Source organism: Pseudomonas sp. JH-2 (genome assembly GCF_036231725.1).
Lineage (GTDB): Bacteria > Pseudomonadota > Gammaproteobacteria > Pseudomonadales > Pseudomonadaceae > Pseudomonas > Pseudomonas delhiensis.
This window is the reverse complement of record NZ_JAZAQP010000078.1, coordinates 1-20897: the sequence shown is the minus strand read 5'-3', so window position 1 is coordinate 20897 and position 20897 is coordinate 1. Positions and strand designations below refer to the sequence as shown.

The window sequence follows — 20897 nt, the reverse complement described above, 5'->3', positions numbered from 1 at the left end:
CCGTGCAGGTTGCCCGCGGCCTCGCCGACGTAGTCCAGCTTGAAGTCGTAGCCCTTCTCCAGCAGCTCGCTGCGGGTACCGCCCCAGTCCCCCAGGCCCCATTTCGAATCGGCGGAAAAGGCCTCGTCGCCCTGCGCGCCACTGGCCAGCAGGGCGAGCAGCCCCAGCCCCGGGGCAAGATTGCGAGCGGTGATCATGCTGGCTATTCCTCCTGGCAGCCTTGAAGCGGAAAAGCGCCACCCGGCCCGCCTCCCCAGGGTGCGAGCCGCATGGCCAAACGAAAACTGTAGAACAGGGGCCGGCGCACCGCTCTGGCACGGCCGTTCCCCATTGTCGCGCGGCCTTGAGACAGCGCTATCTTTGACGGACGAAAAAAACGCCTCGGTAAAGGCGACGCGCACGTTACTGCCCGCGAAGGCCTGTGGCCAGCCACGGGGCTGGCAATATTATTTTTCATATCCCGTAATAATCCAGCCCATACGCGAAATATTTTCCTCAATATCCTCACTCTTATCAGGGTAATACAGGAGCCTGAAAGCCGACCTGGCCATGCTCGGTACCCTCCTGCAGGCCAGCCGATTGGCGGCCTGCGGCCCGGCAACGGCGTCCCGCCCAGCGAGACAGCGCTGTCCACCACCTCGCTCCGATAGCGGCTGGAAGCCCGCGCCCGGCTCCGCTACCTTGGCCGGGCCACCGACCGAGCGAGAACCCGCATGCCCCTTCCGCACCCCGCCCGAGGCGCCCATGGCCCGCGCTGATACGGTCAGCGCGCCCATACCGCGCATCGACGAAGAGCTGACGCTGAAGAGGCTGGAGGTGTTCCTGGCCTTCATGCGCACCGGCAACCTGGCCCGCGCCGCCGCCGAGCTGGGCACCAGCAACGTCAGCGTGCACCGCGCCATCCATTCCCTGGAAAGCGCCCTGCGCTGCCCGCTGTTCAAGCACGAGGGGCGCACCCTCACGCCGCTGGAGAGCGCCTTCGTGCTGGAGGAGCGCGCGCAGAAGCTGGTGCAGGATGTGAACGAGACGGTGCGCCTGACTCGCGAGGCCGCCGGCTTCTCCGCCGAGCGCTTCAAGCTCGGCGCGCTCTACTCGCTGACGGTGAAGACCGTGCCGCAGCTGATCATGGGCCTGAAGCTGCGGCGCAGCGAGCTGAACATCGACCTCATCCTCGGCTCCAACGTCGACCTCTTCTACCAGCTGAAGAACATGGAGCTGGACGCCATCCTGGTGTCGCTCAACGAAAGCGTGGCCGACCCGGACTGCGAGCAGCTGCCGCTGTTCTCCGACGACATCTTCCTCGCCGTGCCGGTGGATTCGCCCTACGCCGAGCTGGCCGAGATCGACCTGGCGAGCCTGAAGGAGGCGCCCTTCGTCACCCTGGCCCAGGGCTTCGCCACCCACCAGGACGGCGTGCGGGTGTTCCGCCAGGCCGGCTTCGAGCCGCACATCGCCATGCAGGTGAACGACATCTTCACCCTGCTCAGCATGGTCAGTTCCGGGGTCGGCTACGCGCTGCTGCCCAAGCGCATCGAGGCGGTGTACGAGAACCGCGTGAAGCTCATTCCGCTGCAGGCGCGCTACCGCCTGCAGCAGCGCATCGGCGTGGTGTTCCTGCGCGCCAAGGAGCGCGACCCGAACCTGCTGGCGCTGCTCGCCGAATGCCGCATGTACGGCATGCGCCACGAGCAGGAAGCGGCGCGGGCGGGGGCCTGAGGCGCCCCGCCCGCTTGCAGCCGGCCCCTGCCTCAGCCCACCAGGCCGCGCACGCAGAAGTACAGCAGCGACGGGCCGAGCAGGCAGCCCAGGCCGGTGTGGAAGGTGGCGGTCAGCGCGCCGTAGGGCACCAGGCGCCGGTCGGTGGCGGCGAGCCCGGCGGTGACGCCGCTGACGGTGCCGGCCAGGCCGCCGAAGACCATCGCCGAGCGCGGGTTGTCCAGCCCCAGCAGGCGCGCCGAGACCGGGGTGAAGACCATCACCAGGATCGCCTTGATCAGCCCGGTGGCGATGGACAGCGCCATCACGTCGGAACTGGCGCCCAGCGCCGCGCCGGTGACCGGGCCGACGATGTAGGTGACAGCCCCCGCACCTATGGTGGTCATGCTCACCGCGTCGCGATAGCCGAACGACCAGGCCACGATCACCCCGACGATGAACGGCAGGATGGTCCCCAGCAGCAGCGACACCGCGCCGATCAGCCCGGCCTTGCGCGCCTCGGTGGCCTGCACCTCGAAGGCCGTGGCGACGATGGCGAAGTCGCGCAGCATGGCCCCGCCCATCAGGCCGATGCCGGAGAACAGCGAGAGGTCGGCCAGGCCCTTCTGCCCACCGCTGAGGGTGCCGCCGACCCAGGCCAGCACCAGGCCGATGAGGATGGCGATGGCCGAGCCGTGGACGCGGCCGAAGGTCAGGTGGCGGGAAATCAGCACCGACACCCACATGATCACGCCCACCACCGCGAAGGCGGTGACCAGGCCGTTATGGATGAGCGCGTTCTCGACGATCTGCCACATCTCAGCGCCCTCCCACCGGGGCGGCGCCCAGGTCTTCGGCGCGGTCCTCGCGCGGTAGCGGCTCGCCGCGGTGGGTGCGGCTGATCAGCGCGATGGTCGCGCCGCACACCAGCACCGAGCCGATCGCCGCCAGCAGCGCCACCGGGCCGCCGTGCAGGGCGGTGACCACGTTCTGCTGGGCCGCCATGGCCACCACCACGGGAATGTACATGGCGCCCCAGAAGCCCACGCCGAACTCGCATTCCTTGCTCAGGCCGCCGCGCTTGTGCATCGCCAGGCGGGCGAAGATCAGCAGCAGCATGGCGATGCCGACGCCGCCGACGTTGGATTGCACGCCGAGCAGCACGCCCAGCAGGTCTCCCAGGATCACGCCCGCGAGCGTGCATGCAGACAGTAGAGCGACACCGTAGATGATCATTGTTGTTGTCCTCGGTTGGTCGTTGGGGTTGGGGGTAATGGGACCGGTTCAGGGGTCGCGGCGTTCCTCCTCGCGCAGCAGCGCGTCCAGGGTGTCTGCGCGGGCGCCGTCGAAGGCGATGGCGGCGGCGCCGAAGCAGGGCCTGGCCAGGCCGGTGAGTATGCGCCCGGGCGGCAGCTCCAGGTGCAGGCGGGCGCCGCGCTCGTAGGCGCTGCGCAGGGTGGCGCGCCACTCCACGCGGCGCGCCATGTTGCCGGCCAGGTCCGCGGCAAGCGCCGCCGGGTCCATGACCAGGCGCGCCGTGCTGCTGCTCAGGTAGCGCAGCCGCGGGCGGCCCAGGCGCACGCCGGCGAAGGCCTCGGCCAGGCGCGCGGCGGGTTCGGCCAGCAGCTCGCAGTGCGAGGGCACGCTGACCACCAGGCGCTTCGCCGCGCTGGCGCCATGGGCCCGGGCCAGTTCGGCGATGGCTTGCAGGGCCTCGTCGCTGCCAGCCACCACCAGTTGCCGTTCGGCGTTGATATTGGCCAGGTAGACCGGGCGTTCGGCGCTGTGCACCTGGGCCAGCAACGGCTCCAGTTGTGGCTGCTCCAGGCCGAGGATGGCGCTCATGCCGTAGCCGCTGGGCCAGGCCTGCTGCATCAGTTCACCGCGCAGGGCGACCAGGCGCAGGGCGTCGGCGTAGTCCAGGGCACCGGCGACCACGGCGGCCGGATAGGCGCCGATGGACAGTCCCGCCACCAGCGCTGGCCGGTGCCCACGCGCGGCGAGCAGGCGTGCCGTGGCGACGCCGGCGATCAGCAGGCACAACTGCACGGCGCGGGTCGAGGCCAGGGCCTCGGCGCTTTCCAGGCTGGCCATGGACTGGCCGAGCACGTTCGCCGCCTCTTCCAGGCAGGCACGCACTTCCGGCTCGCCGGGCAGCGCCGAGAGCATGCCGGGGTACTGCGCGCCCTGGCCGGGGAAGGCGAAGAGGCTGCTCATGCGGCCACCTCGGCGCGCGCCCAGGGATCGGCCAGCAGGACCGGCGCGTGGTCGCCCTTGACCATCACCCGGGCGCCCTCCCCGGCCCATTCGGCCAGGGCCAGGCCACCGGTGGGGGTCTGCAGTTGCAGGTCGATGCGGCAGGCGGCTTGGTTCAGTTCGGCGAGCAGCGCGCGGGCCGCGTCGCGGGAAAACGGCTGCGGGGTGCGCAGCAGCAGGTCGAGGTCGCTGGCGCCGTGCAGCACCGGCACGCCGCTGGCCAGTTCGAAGCCGGCGCCGCCGGTGATGCCCCAGGCCAGGCCGGTGGCGTCCAGCCCTGCGCGCACCTGGCGCAGGGCCTGCCAGGCGGGCAGTTCGCGTTGCGGCTCGGCCTGGCGCAGCGCCTCGGGCGTGGTGCAACGCATCACCGCTTCCAGCGGCAGCCAGCCGGCCCAGCGCTGCTCGCGGCTGTGGCCGCGCAGGCCCACCGCCAGCCAGCCCGGGCGCGCCGGCGCGCGGCGCACGACAACAGGCCAGCCGGCTGCCAGCACTTCGCTCGCCCAGGCCGGAGCGTCCTCCAGTAGATGCTCTGCGTCCATGCCCCAGAGCAGGTCATGGGCGCGGAAAAGGTCGGGAGCGGGCCCGTCCCGGCGTGGGCCCCGCTGTGAGCTTTCGACGATGGCCATGGCCCGCTCCCGAGTTCTCACCACTGCTCGCGCAGCAGTTCGCGCACGCGGCTGGAGGCCGCGCGGTTGGCCGCGCCGAGGCGGCCGCGAAGGTCCCTCGGGGCGCCGGCTATGTCGTCCAGGGCGCGGCGCAGGCTGGCTTGCACCTGGACCACGTCCGCTTCACCGGGCGCGTCAATGGACGGCACTTCGAGGCTGTCCCACAGCAGGCCCAGGGAGGCGTAGCTGTCGATGTCGTAGGCCATCGGCGGCACCGTGGCGGCCAGGCGCTCCAGCTCCTCGACGCTGCGCAGGGTGATGCGCGCGGCGGCGGCCTTGCCCATGGCGTGGACCATCACCCCGGCGTCGCGCAGGGCGATCAGGCGGTTGGCCTGGTAGCCGTGGGCGAGGAAGGCGCCGGACATGGCCTTGCCCACCAGCAGGCCGACCACCGGGTGGCCGGCGAGGCGCGCGCGGGCATAGGCGTCCACCGCCGCCGCCAGGGCCTGGTGGATGCCCAGGGCCTCCTCGCGGCGGCCATAGGCCTGGCTGGGCACGTCGACTATCGCCACCAGCGCGCGCTTGAGCGGCGCATCGCGGTCGGCCTCGATGGCCTCCTCCACCGCCGCCGCCAGGCGCCAGCCTTCCAGCAGGCCGACCTCGCCGTTGCGGGCGCGGGGGAAGGCATCGTTCGCATCCGGCACCACCGCCAGGTAACGCAGCGGCTGGCCGTCCAGCTCGGCGTCGGCCACCCGCAGCGAGGCGCCGTCCTGCGGGCGCGCGGGCTGTTCGCCGGCCAGGGCCTGGAACCAGGCCAGGCCGCGGGAAACTGTTGCTTGGCTCATTGCGCGTCTCCTTGATTCAGGCCCTGGTACAGGCAGCGCACGCCGGCGGCGTCGATCTGTTCGCGGGTGTCGAGGCTTGCCAGGCGCGCCAGGAAGTCCGCCACCCGGCGGCTGCGCGGCCGTGCCGGCAGGCCCTTGGCGAAGTACTCGCGCACCGCGCCGTGCAGGGTCGCCACGTCGTCGGCCAGGCAGGCGTCGGCCAGGCCGCTGGCGGCGCGTTGCTCGCCGCCGGTGAGGCTCCAGATGAACGGCCGGTCGCGGGAGTCGTATTCCTCGATGCCGGCTTCCTGCTCGATCACCTGCGGGCCGTTCAGCCCCAGGCGCGCTTCGCGGGTGACCAGCACGTAGCTGCACAGCCCGGCGGCGATGGACATGCCGCCGAAGCAGCCGACCGGGCCTGCGACCAGCGCCACCACCGGCTGGTAGCGCTGCAGGTCGACGATGGCCGCCTGGATCTCGGCGATGGCCGCCAGCCCCAGGTTGGCCTCCTGCAGGCGCACGCCGCCGGTTTCCAGCAACAGCAGGGCGCGGGTGGGGATGCCGTTGCGGTTGTCCTCGGCGGCCAGTTCCAGGGCGCCGGCGATCTTCGCCCCGCCGACCTCGCCCATGCTGCCGCCCTGGAAGGCGCCTTCGATGGCGGCGACCACGGCCGGCTGGCCGTCCAGGGTGCCGCGGGCGATGACCACACCGTCGTCGGCCTGGGGCACTATGCCCTGCCCTTCCAGCCAGGGTGACTGCACCCGGGCGAAGGGGTCGATGAGTTCGCGGAAGCTGCCGGCGTCCAGCAGCTCGCGGGCGCGCTGGCGGGCGGAGAGTTCGGTGAAGCTGCGCAGGGCCAGCAAGCGGGCGACGTTATTCATGGCCAGCTTCCTCCAGCGCCTGTTCCAGGCGCAGGCGCACCACCCCGGGGGTGGCGCCGAAGTCGTGGATGCAGAGTTGCGCGGCCGGCGCCGGCACGGCGGCGAACAGCCGCTCGAAGAGCTGCTGCCAGCGCGGCGCGCTGCCGTTCACCGAGGTCACCACCTCGATGCTCAGGGTGGCGTTAGGCGCCGGTTGCAGCAGCACCTCCAGGTCGCCGGAACCGACGCAGCCCACCAGGGCGCGGCCGCGCAGCGAGGCGGCGGCGGGGAATTCGAAGGACAGGGTTTCCATGGTCAGAGGCTCCCGACCCACCCGCCGAGCGCGGCGGGCAGGCGATCCAGAAAGAGACAGGCGGCCAGCAGGTCGGCGGCGCCACCGGGGGATGCGTTGAGGCCCAGCAGCGCCTGGTCCAGCTCGCGCAGGCGACGGCGCCCGGCGAGGCTGGCGCTGCCGCCGGCGGCGAGCACCGCCCGCGCGCCGCCCTGCATCACGTCCAGGCCGGGCTGGCCGGCGCGGTGCAGCACGCAGGTGTCGTCCAGCACCGCCATGATCGCCAGCAGCGCGTCGAGCCGGGCGTTCTGCTCGCCGGCGCCGGCCGCGCGGCTGCGCCGCAGTTGCGGCAGGCCGTGGCGGACCACGCGCGGGAAGCCCAGTTGCGCTTCCTCGCGGGCGCCGCCGACGCCATAGCGTTGGCGAACCTTGTTGCCGTGGCTGTTCAGCTGCGGTTGTGCGCGGTCGGCCAGCAGGGCGATGCGGCCGGCGCGGGCGGCCACGGCTTCGGCTGCCACCCGCTGCGGGTCGAGGGCGGCGGCGGCGGTCAGCAGGCCCAGGGCCCAGATGGCGCCGCGATGGGTGTTCACCCCGGCGGTGGTGCGCAGCATGTCGGCTTCGCCTTCGCGGCCGAGCCGGCCGAGGGTTTCGCGCAGGGGCAGGCCTACCGCCCCATGCTCCCGCGCGGCCTCGGCCATGGCCCGCAAGCACGGCCACAGGCTCAGCGCCGAGGCCTGCATCAGGCCCAGGTGCAGGTCGCGGTGGGCACCGCTGCCACGGCGGTCCACCAGGGCCGGCTTGGGCGACAGCTCGGCTTCGTCGATCAGCGCGTCCACCGCCAGGTCGGCCAGGCACTCGCCGAGGCCGACGCGGGGTTCGAGTTCGTAGGCTTGGGCCATCACCAGCTCCTGAAGCGCGCCGGCGGCTCGTACAGGCCCCCGGACCAGTCGACCAGTTCGCCGATGCTCTTGGCCGCGAGCAGTTCGCGGCTGGCGTCGGCGCGGCGGATGCCCAGGTCCTCGGGCAGCGCGACCAGCCCTTCGCGGCGCAGGCGCTCGGTGTCCTTCGGGTCGTGGCGCAGGCCGATGGGGCTGATGCCGGCCACCGCGGCGATCATCGCCCGGCGTTCCTCCAGCGAGCGCGCCTTGTACAGGTAGGCGATGCCTTCCTCGGTGAGCACGTGGGTGACGTCGTCGCCGTAGATCATCACCGGCGCCAGCGGCATTTTGGCCTTGCGCGCCACCTCCACGGCGTCGAGCTGCTCGACGAAGGTCGGTTTGCCGCCGTCCTGGAAGGTCTCGACCATCTGCACCACCAGCTTCTTGCCGCGCGCCAGCAGGGCCTCCGGCTCGGGCCGCATGTCCAGCCAGGCCGGGGTGGAATGCCTCCGCCCACGCGGGTCGTGGCCCATGTTCGGTGCGCCGCCGAAGCCGGCCAGGCGGCCGCGGGTGACGGTGGAGGAATGGCCGTCGCCGTCCACCTGCAGGGTGGCGCCGATGAACAGGTCCACCGCGTACTGCCCGGCCAGCTGGCAGAACATGCGGTTGGAGCGCAGCGAGCCGTCGCGGCCGGTGAAGAACACGTCCGGGCGCTGGGCGATGTAGCGCTCCATGCCCAGCTCGGTGCCGAAGCAGTGCACGCTTTCCACCCAGCCGCTCTCGATGGCCGGGATCAGCGTCGGGTGCGGGTTGAGCGTCCAGTGCCGGCAGATCTTGCCCTTCAGGCCCAGGGACTCGCCGTAGGTCGGCAGGATCAGCTCGATGGCCGCGGTGTTGAAGCCGATGCCGTGGTTCAGCGACTGCACCTCGTGCCGCTGGTAGATGCCGCGGATCGCCATCATCGCCATCAGCACGTGCACCGGCTTGATGTGGCGCGGGTCGCGGGTGAACAGCGGCTCGATGTAGAACGGCCGGTCGGCCTCCACCACGAAGTCGATCCAGCTCGCCGGGATGTCCACCCGCGGCAGGTCGCGGGGGTCGTCGACGATGCGGTTGACCTGGGCGATGACGATGCCGTCGCTGAAGGCGGTGGGCTCCACCAGCGCCGGGGTGTCCTCGGTGCTGGGGCCGGTGTAGAGGTTGCCCTCGCGGTCGGCGACGAAGCCGGCGACCAGGGCGACGTTGGGGATCAGGTCCACCACCAGGCGCGAGTACAGCTCGATGTAGGTGTGGATGGCGCCGATCTCCAGCAGCCCGTCCTCCAGCAGCTGGCCGATGCGCAGGCTCTGCGGGCCGGAGAAGGAGAAGTCGAGCTTGCGCGCGATGCCCAGCTCGAACAGGTCCAGGTGCTCGGGGCGGCCGACGCTGGGCATGATCATGTGCAGGTCGTGGACCTTGCCCGGGTCCACCCGGGCCAGGCTGCGCGAGAGGAAGTCGGCCTGCTTCTGGTTGTTGCCCTCCAGCACCACGCGGTCGCCCGGGGCGATCAGCGCCTCCAGGGCCCGCACCAGGTGCTCGCGCGGCAGCACCGCGCCGTCGGCCAGGTGGCGCACCCGTTCGAGGCGGCGCGCCTTCTCGGCGCGGCGCCGCGACCACTGGGGCGGGGGGGATGTCTGGATCATCGGTACCTCCACGAACGCTGCTGTCGTGGACGCACCTTAGGGACCCGGCGGCGGGGGCATCAATCAAGCCCGGCGCATGATCGTTACCCTGAGCGTAACGTTTGACCCAGCCTGCCAACGGTTCCGCGCCATGGAACCGCTGTGCATTGCCCGCCGGGCCCTCTCCGGATTCTGCTGAAAACGCGCCGACAGTCCCGCCAAGGGGACAGGCGGACCCCGCGAACAACAACCAGAATCAGGAATCCGCGCCGTGCACACCTCACTCAGCAAGCAGTCGCTGTTCCCCCTCGTCGCCCTGCTGGCCGCGCCCCTGGCCGCCCAGGCCGACGGCTTCCCCGGCATCGCCCGCATCGCCTCGGGCTTCGGTTACTACAACGTGGACAAGGGCTTCGACGACAAGGCCAGGGTCTACGGGACCCTCGACGCCTTCGCCGACTACCACGACTCCGGCCACCACTCCGGCTGGCGCCTGGAGGGCGGCGGGGCCTGGACCAACAAGCTGGGCCTGTACCTGCGCAAGGCGCTGGACGAGGACACGGTGCTGGAGGCCGACGTCGAGGAAGGCTTCAACCTCAACGGCCAGGCCCTGGACCAGCACTGGAAGCAGGTCGGCGCGCTGCGCCTGGCGCTGGTGGCGCTGCGCACCCGCCACTACGGCAAGCTGGAATTCGGCAAGACCTACAACATGAGCACCCCGACCTACGCCGACCCCTTCCTCGCCGTGTACGGCTCGCCCTACACCTTCCTCACCCTGCCGCCGCGCGGCAAGGGCGCGTACTACCTGGACGTGCGGCCCAAGCACACCCTCGCCTACACCACCCCGAGCTACCACGGCTTCAGCGTCGGCACGGCCATGACCTTCGGCTTCGACGACGCCGCCAGCGCCGGGAAGACCGTGCGCGGCAAGGGCGTGAGCCTGCAGTACCGCGACAGCCGGCTGATCCTGCTCGGCTCCTACAACGACTACCTGAGCGACCCGTGGGACGACGGCGGGCGCAGCCGGCAGACGCACAACGCCTTCAAGAGCGCCTCGGCGTTCTACGACTTCGGCCCCTTCTCCTCCAACCTCACCTGGCAGCGCCAGGACGTGGACTACCCCGGCACGCCGAGCATGACCGCCTGGACCCTCGGCTTCATGCTGCCGGTGGGCGAGCGCGACCTGGCGCGGCTGGTGGCCACCCGGCGCAACGTCGACAGCGGCGAGCAGGACGCCACCGGGGTGATGCTCGGCTACGACCACTTCCTGCGCCCGAACCTGGCGCTGTACGGCCGTGTGGCGCTGATCGACAACCAGCGCCAGGCCGCCGTGAGCTACGCCGGCATCCCCGTCGAGCAGGCCGGCGACGACCCGTCCAGCGTGGCCATCGGCATCTACTACCACTTCTGAGCGCGCGAGGTTCCACAGGGTGGAACCACCGCGCATTGCCCCGTCACGGCGCCCGCGCTTTGCTGGTAGCCATCCGAGCCGGCGGCCCCGCTGCCGGTAACCGCCAACAAGACCGGACTCCAGTCCGGCTACCCCGGGAGAGCCCCCACATGTCCCTCCACGCTCACATCCTCGCCTGGCTGAACGACAGCGCCGACGAACTCAAGGCCCTGCGCCAGGACATCCACGCCCACCCCGAACTGGGCTTCGAAGAGCGCCGCACCGCCGACCTGGTGGCCGACCTGCTCGGCCAGTGGGGCTACGAGGTGCACCGCGGCGTCGGCCGCACCGGCGTGGTCGGCGTGCTGCGCAACGGCGACTCGCCGCGGCGCCTGGGCCTGCGCGCCGACATGGACGCGCTGCCCATCGAGGAAGCCACCGGCCTGCCCTACAGCAGTTGCCACCACGGGCGCATGCACGCCTGCGGCCACGACGGGCACACCGTGATGCTGCTAGGCGCGGCGCGCTACCTGGCCGCCACCCGCAACTTCCAGGGCAGCCTGACACTGATCTTCCAGCCCGCCGAGGAAGGCCAGGGCGGCGCCCTGGCGATGCTGGAGGACGACCTGCTGCAGCGCTTCCCCTGCGACGCGCTGTTCGGCATGCACAACATGCCGGGGCTGGAAGCCGGCCACCTGTGCTTCCGCAGCGGGCCGATGATGGCCTCGCAGGACCTGCTGGAAGTTCGCATCGACGGCGTCGGCGGCCACGGCTCGATGCCGCACCTGAGCGTCGACCCGCTGGTGGCGGCGTCCAGCGTGGTGATGGCGCTGCAGACGGTGGTGGGGCGCAACGTCGACCCGCAACAGGCGGCGGTGGTCACCGTCGGCGCGCTGCAGGCCGGCGAGGCGGCCAACGTCATCCCCCAGCAGGCGCTGCTGCGCCTGAGCCTGCGCGCCCTCGACGCCAAGGTGCGCGAACAGGTGCTGGAGCGGGTCAAGGCGATCATCCACAGCCAGGCGCAGAGCTACGGCTGCACGGTGCAGGTCGAGCACCGCCCGGCCTACCCGGTGCTGGTCAACACGGCGGAGGAAACCGCCTTCGCCCGCGAGGTCGGCATCGAGCTGGTGGGCGCCGACGAGGTGCGCGAGGCGCCCACGGTGATGGGCAGCGAAGACTTCGGCTGGATGCTCCAGCGCTGCCCCGGCAGCTACCTGTTCATCGGCAACGGCGCCGGGGCGATGGTGCACAACCCGGCCTACGACTTCAACGACGCCATCCTGGTGCGCGGCGCCGCCTACTGGGCGGCGCTGGCCGAGCGCTGGCTGCGCCCCTGAGCGCCCTTCCCCCCTGCCACCTCCCTCACCCAGCCGCGCGCCCGCCCCGGGCGCGCCAGGAGCACCCGTGATGCAGACCTCTTCCCGCGCCGTGTCGCGCAACCGCCAGGTGGCGGCCGCCGTGATCGGCAACGCCCTCGAGTGGTACGACTTCATCGTCTATGGCTTCCTCTCCAGCCTGATCGCCCGGCTGTTCTTCCCCGCCGAGAGCGCCTACGCCTCGCTGCTGATGGCCCTGGCCACCTTCGGCGTGGGCTTCTTCATGCGCCCGGTGGGCGGCGTGCTGCTGGGCATGTACGCCGACCGCAAGGGGCGCAAGGCGGCCATGCAGCTGATCATCGCGCTGATGACGGTGGCCATCGCCCTGATCGCCTTCGCCCCCGACTACGCCGCCATCGGCGTGGGCGCGCCGGCGCTGATCGTCATCGCGCGCATGCTGCAGGGCTTCGCCACCGGCGGCGAGTACGCCAGCGCCACGGCCTTCCTGGTGGAATCCGCGCCGGCCAACCGCCGCGGCCTGTACGGCGCCTGGCAGCTGTTCGGCCAGTGCCTGGCGGTGTTCGCCGGCGCCGGCATGGGCGCCCTGGTCACCCACAACCTGTCGCCCGAGGCGCTGGACGCCTGGGGCTGGCGCGTGCCCTTCCTGCTCGGCCTGCTGATCGGCCCGGTGGGCCTGTGGATGCGCCGGCACATGGAGGAGACCGAGGACTTCGTGCGCGCCAGCAGCCAGGAAAAACCCGTGGGCCTGCGCCAGGTGCTGCGCGAGCACCGCCGCGCGGTGCTGGTGACCATGGGCTCGACCATCAACGGCACCGTGGCCTTCTACGTGGTGCTGGTGAACATGCCGACCTTCGCCCACACCCAGCTCGGCCTGCCGCTGGACCAGGTGTTCATGGTGCAGATGCTGGCGGTGGCGCTGATGACCCTGATCATCCCCGTCGCCGGCGCCCTCTCCGACCGCTACGGCCGGCGCCCGGTGCTGTTCGCCGGGGTGCTCGGCTTCACCCTGCTGGTCTACCCGCTGTTCGCCTGGGTGGCCGGCGCGCCGAGCATCGGCAACCTGCTGGTGATGCAGCTGGTGCTGTGCAGCCTGATCGGCATCAGCTACGGCCCGGCGCCCACCGCCGTGGCCGAGCAGTTCCCCACCCGCGTGCGCTCCACCGGCCTGGCCCTGGCCTACAACGTGGCGGTGATGCTGTTCGGCGGCTTCGCCCCGTTCATCGTCGCCTGGCTGACCCAGGTCGGCGGCACCCCGGTGGCGCCGGCCTGGTACGTGCTGGCGGCCTCGCTGATCGGCCTGTTCGCCCTGGCCTTCCTGCGCGAGGGCGCCCCCGAGGCGCTGGCCCGCCGCCGCGCCCGCGCTACCCTTTCCCCCACTGCCCGGAGCCTCTGAATGACCGTGATGACCGCGTCCCACGCCACCCCGCTCGACGAGGACATCGTCGCCCTCGACGCGCGGCCGCTGTCGGAAGCCATCCGCAGCCGCCAGGTCAGCTGCCGCGAGGTGATGCAGGCCTACCTGGCGCAGATCGACCGCTACAACCCGCGGGTCAACGCGCTGGTGTCCCTGCGCCCCGCCGAGGAACTGCTGCGCGACGCCGACGAGCACGACCGCCTGCTCGCCCGCGGCCACTGGCGCGGCTGGCTGCACGGCATGCCCCAGGCGCCGAAGGACCTGGCGGCCTGCGCCGGGATGGTCACCAGCATGGGCTCGCCGCTGTTCGCCCACCAGGTCACCGCCCACGACGCCTACGTGGTGGAACGCGCGCGCCGGGCCGGGGCCATCTTCGTCGGGCGGAGCAACGTGCCCGAGTTCGGCCTGGGCTCGCACACCTACAACACCGTGCACGGCATCACCGGCAACGCCTACGAGCCACGCCTGAGCGCCGGCGGCAGCAGCGGCGGTGCCGCGGTGGCGCTGGCCCTGCGCATGCTGCCGGTGGCCGACGGCAGCGACATGATGGGCTCGCTGCGCAACCCGGCCGCCTTCAACAACGTCTACGGCCTGCGCCCGTCCCAGGGCCGCGTGCCCTTCGGCCCGTCCAATGACCTGTTCGTCCAGCAGCTGGCCACGGAAGGCCCCATGGGCCGCAGCGTGGCCGACGTGGCGGCGCTGCTGCGCACCCAGGCCGGCCATGCCCCGGGCGCGCCCCTGTCGCTGCGCGGCGGCGACGACCTCGACGGCCCGCTGGAGCGCGACTTCCGCGGCGCGCGCATCGGCTGGCTGGGCGACTTCGACGGCTACCTGGCCACCGAGCCGGGGCTGCTGCAACTGTGCGAGGCGGGCCTGGCGGACTTCCGCGCCCTGGGCGCCGAAGTCGAGCCCTGCCGCCCGGACTACGACATGGCGCGCCTGTGGCACTGCTGGCTGGTGCACCGCCAGTGGCTGGTGGCCGGCAGCCTGGCCCCGGCCTACGCCGACCCGGCGCTGCGCCGGCAGCTCAAGCCGGAGGCGATCTGGGAAGTGGAGTCGGGACTGGGCCTGGGCGCCGCCGACGTCTACCAGGCCTCGCTGGACCGCAGCGACTGGTACCGCGCCCTGCAGAAGCTGTTCGAGCGTTACGACTACCTGCTCCTGCCCAGTGCCCAGGTGTTCCCTTTCGATGCACAACTGGCATGGCCGGATGCCATCGCCGGCCGCCCGATGGACACCTACCACCGCTGGATGGAAGTGGTGATCGGCGCCACCCTCGCCGGGCTGCCGGCGATGAACGTGCCGGTAGGCTTCAACCCCGCCGGGCTGCCCATGGGCGTGCAGATCCTCGGCCCGGCGCAGGCGGACCTGGCCGTGCTGCAACTGGCCCACGCCCACGAACGGCAGACGCGCTGGGTCGCCCGGCGGCCGCCGGCGCTGCTCGATGAACGCTGAGGCGCGCGGCCCGCTCGGGCATGGCACGCATCCTGCCTCCCCAGTGCCGACAGCACTGGGTACATGGGGAACGGCGATGCAGGGGAAAGAGGAAGGCAGCACGGTGCGCTCGGTGGAGCGCGCCCTGGCGATCGTCGAGCTGCTCGGCGAGCACGGCTCCCTGGGGCTGGAGGAACTGCACTACCTCACTGCCCTGCCCAAGGCCACCGTCTCGCGCCTGCTGCACACCCTGCAGGAGCAGGGCTGGCTCTACCGCGGCCTGTGCGACCGGCGCTACCGGCTGAGCTCGCGGCGGTTGTTCGGCGACGCCGACGAGCGCCGCAGCCGGCGCCTGGTGGAGGAAGCCGCGCCGCTGCTCAAGGCGCTGAGCGAGCGCACCGGGCTGGTGGCCGACCTGTCGTTCTTCGACGGCGCCGACCTGCGGGTGATGGAAAGCTCGGTGCCCGAGCGCCTGCGCAAGCGCTACCCGAGCAACCGCATGATCGTCGGGCTCAAGGCCAGCCTGTTCCACTCGGCCATGGGCCAGGCCTGCCTCGCGGCGCTGGACGAGCAGCACGTGCGCAACCTGGCCGAACGCCACGCGCTGCAAGGCGAGGAACTACTGCAGTTGCACGAGCGCGCGCACCACCGCGGCTTCGGCGAACGCACCGAAGGCCACTGGGAATACTCGGTGCGCCTGCCCTTCCTGATCCGCGCCATCGCCCTGCCGGTGCGCGCCGGCGAACGCCTGCTGGGCAGCGTCGCGCTGCACTGGCCGCAGGACCAGGGCAGCGTCGAGCAGGTGCGCCGCCAGTACCTGGGCAGCCTCGGCGACACCATCGAGCAGTTGCAGCGCAGCCTCGCCTGAGGCGCGCTCAGGGCGCGCCGAACATCGCCGTCCAGTAGATGCCGGCGTCGCTCTTCGGGTCCACCGCGTAGGCCGCGCCCAGCTCGCGGTACTGCGGACTCATCAGGTTGGCGCAGTGGCCGGGGCTGGCCAGCCAGGCCTGCACCACGGCATTCGCGGTGCCCTGCCCGGCGGCGATGTTCTCGCCCACGGAACCGGCGCTGTAGCCGCCCAGCTCGGCGCGGTCGCCGGGGGTGCGGCCGTCGCGGTCCAGATGGGAGAAATAGTTGCCGTTGGCCATGGCGCGGCTGTGCTCCTCGGCCACGCTGCCCAGCACCGCGTTCCAGCCCAGCGGCGCGGCCCTGGCGAAGGCCTGCCCGCCGCACTGGCGCGCCTGGCCGCGGGCGGCGTTGACCGCCTGCAGCAGCTTCTGCCCCTCGGCCTGCCAGTCGCCCAGCTTGCCCTGCAGCAGCGGCCGCGCCAGCACCACGCGCCAGTCGTTGCCTTCGCGGCTGACGCCGACCTCGATGAACTGCGGGTCCAGCAGCACCTGGCAGAAACTCTCCTGCAACGCCGCCATGGCCGCCTGCTCGTCCTTCGGCCCACTGAGGCTGAGCATGCGCGCGCTGCTCATCGGGTAGCCGGTGGCTTTCAGCGCCGACTGCCAGTCGGAAATGCCCGGCGCCAGGACCAGGCGCGAGTCCTGCCCCAGCGGCGGCAGCGCCTCGCTGGCCCGGCCGGCGCAGGCCTGCGGCTGGCTGCGGTAGACGTTGATGGCTTCGAGCAGCGGCTCGGCCGCCACGGCATGGCCGGCGCCGGCCAGCAGCGCCAGGGACGGCAGGAGGCATCGCAGAACGGACGGCAACACGCGCATGTAAGGCTCCCCTTGGTGGACTGGCGGACATGATGCGCGATCCCGCGGGTTTTCGCTGCCCCCTGGCGCACCCCGGGCGCCCGGCGAATAGATGGCACTTTCACATCACGAAACAATGATGGCAAAATGACGCCAATGAATCGCCATGTGCAGGGAAGCCAGGTTGCAGTCGGTCACGTCCTTCGTCTCGCGTTATGCCCGCCCGATCCTCTTCGGCCTGGCGGTCGCCTTCATCGCCCTGTGCGACCCCTTCGGCCTGGCCAGCTCCTCCAACGCCGCCTCGGCGCGCTGGCTGAACCGCCTGTTCGCCGAGCGCTACCCGGACAGCGGGCAGCGCCAGGTGGTGGTGGTGCTGGTCGACGACGCCTACCTGCAACGCCACCAGGCCTACTGGCCGCTGCCCTACAGCGAGCAGAGCAAGCTGTTCAAGCGCCTGCTCGCCTACCAGCCCGGCGCGGTGTTCGTCGACCTGCTGTACAGCCATGACCACTCCCGCGCGGTGCCCGGCCAGCAGCCGCTGATGGAGAGCCAGTTGCTGGCCAACGTGTTCGAGCGCTACCAGCGCCAGGACATCGCCCTGCTGCTGGCCAACACCGGGTTGCCGGGCGGCGTGGACGGCGCGGTCAACGCGCTGCCGCGCTTCGCCGCGGTCAGCCGCCCGGCGCTGGTGTCCTGGAGCGGCTTCGGCGACCAGTACCCGCTGGCCCTGCAGACCCCGCTGGGGCCCCTGGAAAGCCCGGCCCTGGGCCTGTACCGCGAATACTGCCGGCGCCACGCCTGCCCGGCGCTGCCGGCCGACGCCGAGGCTGCCGCGCAACTGCCGGCCATGGCCCTGCAGTGGGGCCTGAAGCTCTCGCCGCTGCAGGAACACATCTCGGCCATCGGCCACTGCAGCGCCCCCGGGGTGTTCCGGCAGATGCTCCAGGCGATGTTCTGGAAGCTCGGCAACTCGGCCCAGGCCACCTGCCCGTACAGCCTGACGCTGACCGCCAGCGACCTGGAAGCCACCGCCGACGAGGACCGCGCCCTGCTGCGCGAGTTGCTGCGCGGCAAGCTGGTGCTGGTCGGCGCCAGCATCGCCGGCACCGGCGACCTCACCCTGTCGCCGCTGCACGGCAAGATCCCCGGCGTATACCTGCACGCCATGGCCCTGGACAACCTGATCGCCTGGGGCCCGCATTACTACCGCGACCCACCGGCGCTGGCCGACTTCAGCCTGGGCTCGGTGAACCCGCTGGACCTGGCGCAGCTCGCCCTGCTCGGCCTGATCGCCCTGCTCAAGTTCCTCCAGGTGCGGCCCGCCGGGCGCTGGCCGCACAACCCCTGGTTGCGCTCGCCGCTGGCCGGCCTTGCGCTCATGACCCTGCTGCTGGCGGCGCTGAGCTATGCGCTGTACCGGCTGAACATGACCCCGGTGAACGTGCTCGGCATCCTCCTGCTGTCGCTTTCGTTGTTCGCCGAGAAGATCCAGGAACGCCTCGGGCGCAACGCCTGATGAGGCTTCGGAAACCGCCCGACTCAAGGAGTCCAGAGATGAGCAAGACCTCCCTATTCCTGCTTTGCGCCCTGTTCAGCCAGAGCCTGTTCGCCGCCAGCCAGGTGGTGGGCTACCTCGACGACACGGTGGAACTGCTCGACGACCAGGGCAAGCTGCAACGCGCGGTGCCCAGCGCCAGCCTGCCGCAGCAGGCGCTGCCGGTGCTGCAGTACGACAGGGAACTGGACCTGGTGGAGGTCGAGGTGAGCGGGCAGAAGGTCTGGCTGGACAGCATGGCGGTGCGCGTCGACCCGCCGCTGCACGTGGTCGACCTGCCCTGCGGGAAACTCACCCGCAGCCAGGCCGAGGACCAGCAGAACAATTCCACCATCGGCTTCGGCGCCGGGTGCAAGAAGTGAGGGCGGTGCGCATGAAGACCCCGCTGCTGGCCCTGCCGCTGCTCGCCCTGCTGGCCGGCTGCCAGACCCTCGACGGCGCCCACAAGGCGGCGCTGAACCTGATCGGCCCCTCCACCCAATCGCGGGTGCAGGGCCACTACCTGGACCAGGCCGAGGTCCGCGAGTACTACCGGCTCGACCCGCAACGCGCCAGCCAGCAGCGCCTGAGCTTCGACGGCCGCACCCTGCCGGCCAGCGAGATCCGCCAGCAGAACCTGGTGCAGATCCCCGAGCTGCAGGCCTACCTGCAGGGCATCGTCGAGCGCCTGGCCAAGGGCTGGCCGGGCGAGGCGCCGAAACTGCAGGTGCGCATCACCGACAGCTATGCCTTCGGCCCCTCGGCCGACCCCTTCGGCACCCTCTTCGTGCCCCTGGGCATGCTCGACAACGTCGAGAGCGAGGACGAGATCGCCGCCATGCTCGGCCACGAGATGAGCCACGTGCTGCTGCGCCACCACGACCGCCTGGCCGCGTTCCAGCAGCAGAAGGAGCTGATGCTCAACGTCGCCACCACCGTGGTGATCGCCGCGGTGGCCGCGGACACCGGCGTGGACCGCAGCACCGGCCGGCTCAGGCTGGTCAGCAAGGACCCGCTGGGCACCCAGAAGGCCATCGGCAATACGCTGCTCTACACCGCCCTGGCCAACAGCTTCTCGGACAACGTCTGGAGCACCGCCTGGGGCCGCACCCAGGAAGACCAGGCCGACCTGCTGGGCACCGACCTGATGATCCGCGCCGGCTACGCGCCGCGCGCCGCCAGCGTCAGCCTGCAGCGCCTGGGCGATTTCCAGGGCAAGCAGGAGCCGCTGCTCGGCGGCTTCCTCAAGGCGCGCCAGGGCGCCATGCAGGAATCGTTGCAGCAGTTCGACCTGAACCGCTTCAGCCGCGAGCTCGACACCCTGCTCGACCAGGGCCTGGGCACGGCCATCTCGGCCACCGGGCAATACTTCACCCGCTCGCACATGTCGCCCACCGACCGCGACGAGGAACTGCGCAAGTACCTGCACCGCGAGTACCGCCAGCAGGCCCGCGCGCGGGTCGACCGGCGCAGCTGGCCGCAGGTGCGCGACTCGGCGACGGTGCGCGCCTCGCTGCAGGGCTACAAGGACGCCTACGCCGCCACCGCGGCGCTGGAGCAGAAGCAGCCGGCCCAGGCCCAGGCCTTCATCGCCCGCGCCCTGGCCTCGCCGGTGGGCAACCAGCCCGGGGTGCGCCGCGCCGCCTTCAACGTCCACCTGGACCGCGGCGACGGCCGCGCGGCGCTGGCCGACCTGGAGTCGATCCAGGACTGGTCGCTGGCCGGGCCATCGATCTACGACCTGATGATCAGCTACCACCTCAAGCGCAACGACCCGCAGGCGGCGCTGACGATGATCGACAAGGCCGAGCGCAACCTGGGCTCGGAAGAACTGTTCATCACCGAGAAGCTGCTGGCCAACCGTCAGCTCAAGGCCGACGACCAGGTGCAGTTCGTGTTGCGCAAGTGCGAGCAGTACCCCAGCCGCAAGGAAAGCTGCCGCAAGCTGGTGCCCCGCTCCGTCTGACGCCCCCGGCATCGCCGGTGGCCGGGCCGCCGGCGATTGCATGACCTGGAGCAACGCCGGGCGCCGATTCGTGAGCTGAAAGCACAAATCAATTGCCGCGGGGCCGGTTTTTCCGGCCCCGGGCCCCGGCTATCCTGCCGGCCATCCACAGCTTTCGGAGCCCCTGCCATGAAAAACATCCTCCTGCTCAACGGCGGCAAGCAGTTCGCCCACTCCAACGGCCAGTACAACGCCACCCTGCACGAGGCGGCCCTGGCCCACCTCGACCACGCCGGCTTCGACGTGAAGGAAACCTTCATCGACGGCGGCTACGACATCCAGGAAGAGGTGCAGAAATTCCTCTGGGCCGACGGGGTCATCTACCAGATGCCCGGCTGGTGGATGGGCGCGCCCTGGACCGTGAAGAAGTACCTCGACGAAGTCTTCACCGCCGGCCACGGCAGCCTCTACGCCAACGACGGCCGCACCCGCTCCGACGCCTCGCAGAAGTACGGCAGCGGCGGCCTGATCCACGGCAAGCGCTACATGATCTCGGCCACCTGGAACGCCCCGCAGCAGGCCTTCGACGACCCCGGCGACTTCTTCGAGGGCAAGGGCGTGGACGCGGTCTACTTCCCCTTCCACAAGGCCAACCAGTTCCTCGGCATGAGCCCGCTGCCGACCTTCCTCTGCGTGAACGTGATGAAGGAGCCGAGCATCGAGGCGGACGTGGCGCGCTACCACAGGCACCTGGACGAGGTGTTCGGCCGGCGTTGAGGCAGGGTCTGCCCCATCCGCGCCGTTCACCTGTAGGAGCGCACCCTGCGCGCGAAATCGCGGGCAGGGCCCGCTCCTACATGATGGGGCCCCGCTTTTCGTAGGAGCGAGCTTGCTCGCGAACCTTACCCATGCACCTCTCTACCAATCGTCATTCCCGCGAACGCGGGAACCCAGAGACTTTTGGGTTTGGGCTCGGTGTAGCGCGCCGCTCCGAGTGCTCGGATGTCTCTTGTTTCGCCCCCTCGGGCGAGTCCCTTTTGTCAAACGCCACAAAAGGAACCAAAAAGGCTTGCCC

20 protein-coding genes and 1 pseudogene are annotated in these 20897 nt (G+C 71.1%); 10 read left to right on the top strand and 11 right to left on the bottom strand.

Annotation, left to right across the window (positions count from 1 at the left end):
* A pseudogene (locus VV867_RS29735) lies at positions 1-197 on the bottom strand (porin); the annotation flags it as partial.
* Between the two features lie 547 nt (positions 198-744).
* Here VV867_RS29735 and VV867_RS29730 point away from each other — a divergent pair.
* Entirely contained in the window at positions 745-1716 is a 972-nt protein-coding gene (locus VV867_RS29730) for a LysR family transcriptional regulator (protein ID WP_328568325.1), read from the top strand.
* Positions 1717-1748: 32 nt separating this feature from the next.
* Here the strand turns inward: VV867_RS29730 and madM are convergent, their stop codons facing one another.
* The 9 genes from madM to mdcA are packed head-to-tail and all read right to left on the bottom strand — an operon-like array spanning position 1749 to position 9092.
* Positions 1749-2513 (bottom strand): malonate transporter subunit MadM, encoded by a 765-nt coding sequence (gene madM / locus VV867_RS29725; RefSeq protein ID WP_043314735.1) that lies wholly within the window; start codon positions 2511-2513, stop codon positions 1749-1751.
* Position 2514: 1 nt separating this feature from the next.
* Positions 2515-2931: a malonate transporter subunit MadL gene (gene madL / locus VV867_RS29720; protein ID WP_043314736.1), complete on the bottom strand. Its 417-nt coding sequence runs from the start codon at positions 2929-2931 to the stop codon at positions 2515-2517.
* A gap of 48 nt (positions 2932-2979) precedes the next feature.
* Complete coding sequence (gene mdcH, locus VV867_RS29715; protein ID WP_328568324.1) at positions 2980-3912, bottom strand: malonate decarboxylase subunit epsilon; 933 nt, start codon at positions 3910-3912, stop codon at positions 2980-2982.
* On the bottom strand, positions 3909-4577 hold the full coding sequence (locus VV867_RS29710) for a malonate decarboxylase holo-ACP synthase (RefSeq protein WP_328568323.1): 669 nt from the start codon (positions 4575-4577) through the stop codon (positions 3909-3911). The genes mdcH and VV867_RS29710 overlap by 4 nt, the downstream gene beginning before the upstream one ends.
* 17 nt (positions 4578-4594) lie before the next feature.
* Positions 4595-5401, bottom strand: coding sequence for a biotin-independent malonate decarboxylase subunit gamma (gene mdcE, locus VV867_RS29705; RefSeq protein ID WP_328568322.1), 807 nt, complete (start codon positions 5399-5401; stop codon positions 4595-4597).
* Complete coding sequence (locus tag VV867_RS29700) at positions 5398-6261, bottom strand: biotin-independent malonate decarboxylase subunit beta (protein WP_109934771.1); 864 nt, start codon at positions 6259-6261, stop codon at positions 5398-5400. The genes mdcE and VV867_RS29700 overlap by 4 nt, the downstream gene beginning before the upstream one ends.
* Positions 6254-6553, bottom strand: coding sequence for a malonate decarboxylase subunit delta (locus VV867_RS29695; protein ID WP_328568321.1), 300 nt, complete (start codon positions 6551-6553; stop codon positions 6254-6256). The genes VV867_RS29700 and VV867_RS29695 overlap by 8 nt, the downstream gene beginning before the upstream one ends.
* 2 nt (positions 6554-6555) lie before the next feature.
* Entirely contained in the window at positions 6556-7431 is an 876-nt protein-coding gene (locus VV867_RS29690) for a triphosphoribosyl-dephospho-CoA synthase (RefSeq protein ID WP_328568320.1), read from the bottom strand.
* Entirely contained in the window at positions 7431-9092 is a 1662-nt protein-coding gene (gene mdcA / locus VV867_RS29685) for a malonate decarboxylase subunit alpha (RefSeq protein WP_328568319.1), read from the bottom strand. Before mdcA ends, VV867_RS29690 begins: the two co-directional genes overlap by 1 nt.
* A 250-nt stretch (positions 9093-9342) precedes the next feature.
* Between mdcA and VV867_RS29680 the strand changes: the two genes are divergently transcribed.
* From VV867_RS29680 to VV867_RS29660, 5 genes are all read left to right on the top strand, one after another.
* The gene (locus VV867_RS29680) at positions 9343-10479 is read left to right on the top strand and encodes a porin (protein WP_442965060.1); all 1137 of its coding nucleotides are present in this window, start codon (positions 9343-9345) and stop codon (positions 10477-10479) included.
* 149 nt (positions 10480-10628) lie between these two features.
* On the top strand, positions 10629-11795 hold the full coding sequence (locus VV867_RS29675; RefSeq protein WP_328568318.1) for a M20 aminoacylase family protein: 1167 nt from the start codon (positions 10629-10631) through the stop codon (positions 11793-11795).
* Between the two features lie 70 nt (positions 11796-11865).
* On the top strand, positions 11866-13188 hold the full coding sequence (locus VV867_RS29670; protein WP_328568317.1) for a citrate-proton symporter: 1323 nt from the start codon (positions 11866-11868) through the stop codon (positions 13186-13188).
* A gap of 9 nt (positions 13189-13197) precedes the next feature.
* Positions 13198-14664, top strand: a complete 1467-nt coding sequence (locus tag VV867_RS29665; protein WP_109935772.1) for an amidase — start codon at positions 13198-13200, stop codon at positions 14662-14664.
* A gap of 76 nt (positions 14665-14740) precedes the next feature.
* A complete protein-coding gene (locus VV867_RS29660; RefSeq protein ID WP_109934777.1) occupies positions 14741-15511 on the top strand; it encodes an IclR family transcriptional regulator in 771 nt (256 codons plus the stop codon).
* A 7-nt stretch (positions 15512-15518) separates the two neighbouring features.
* Here VV867_RS29660 and VV867_RS29655 read toward each other — a convergent pair whose 3' ends face one another.
* Positions 15519-16364 carry a CAP domain-containing protein gene (locus tag VV867_RS29655; RefSeq protein WP_328568316.1) on the bottom strand — a complete coding sequence of 282 codons (846 nt, stop codon included), beginning with the start codon at positions 16362-16364 and terminating at the stop codon, positions 15519-15521.
* 145 nt (positions 16365-16509) lie between these two features.
* On the opposite strand from VV867_RS29655, the gene VV867_RS29650 reads away from it, so the two are divergent.
* The 4 genes from VV867_RS29650 (at position 16510) to VV867_RS29635 (ending at position 20599) form a co-directional block, all read left to right on the top strand.
* Positions 16510-17859, top strand: a complete 1350-nt coding sequence (locus tag VV867_RS29650; RefSeq protein ID WP_328568315.1) for a CHASE2 domain-containing protein — start codon at positions 16510-16512, stop codon at positions 17857-17859.
* A 38-nt stretch (positions 17860-17897) separates the two neighbouring features.
* Positions 17898-18260, top strand: coding sequence for a hypothetical protein (locus VV867_RS29645; protein ID WP_109934780.1), 363 nt, complete (start codon positions 17898-17900; stop codon positions 18258-18260).
* 11 nt (positions 18261-18271) lie between these two features.
* Complete coding sequence (locus VV867_RS29640) at positions 18272-19843, top strand: M48 family metallopeptidase (protein ID WP_328568314.1); 1572 nt, start codon at positions 18272-18274, stop codon at positions 19841-19843.
* A 168-nt stretch (positions 19844-20011) separates the two neighbouring features.
* Positions 20012-20599 (top strand): NAD(P)H-dependent oxidoreductase, encoded by a 588-nt coding sequence (locus VV867_RS29635; protein ID WP_328568313.1) that lies wholly within the window; start codon positions 20012-20014, stop codon positions 20597-20599.
* Positions 20600-20897: the final 298 nt, after the last annotated feature.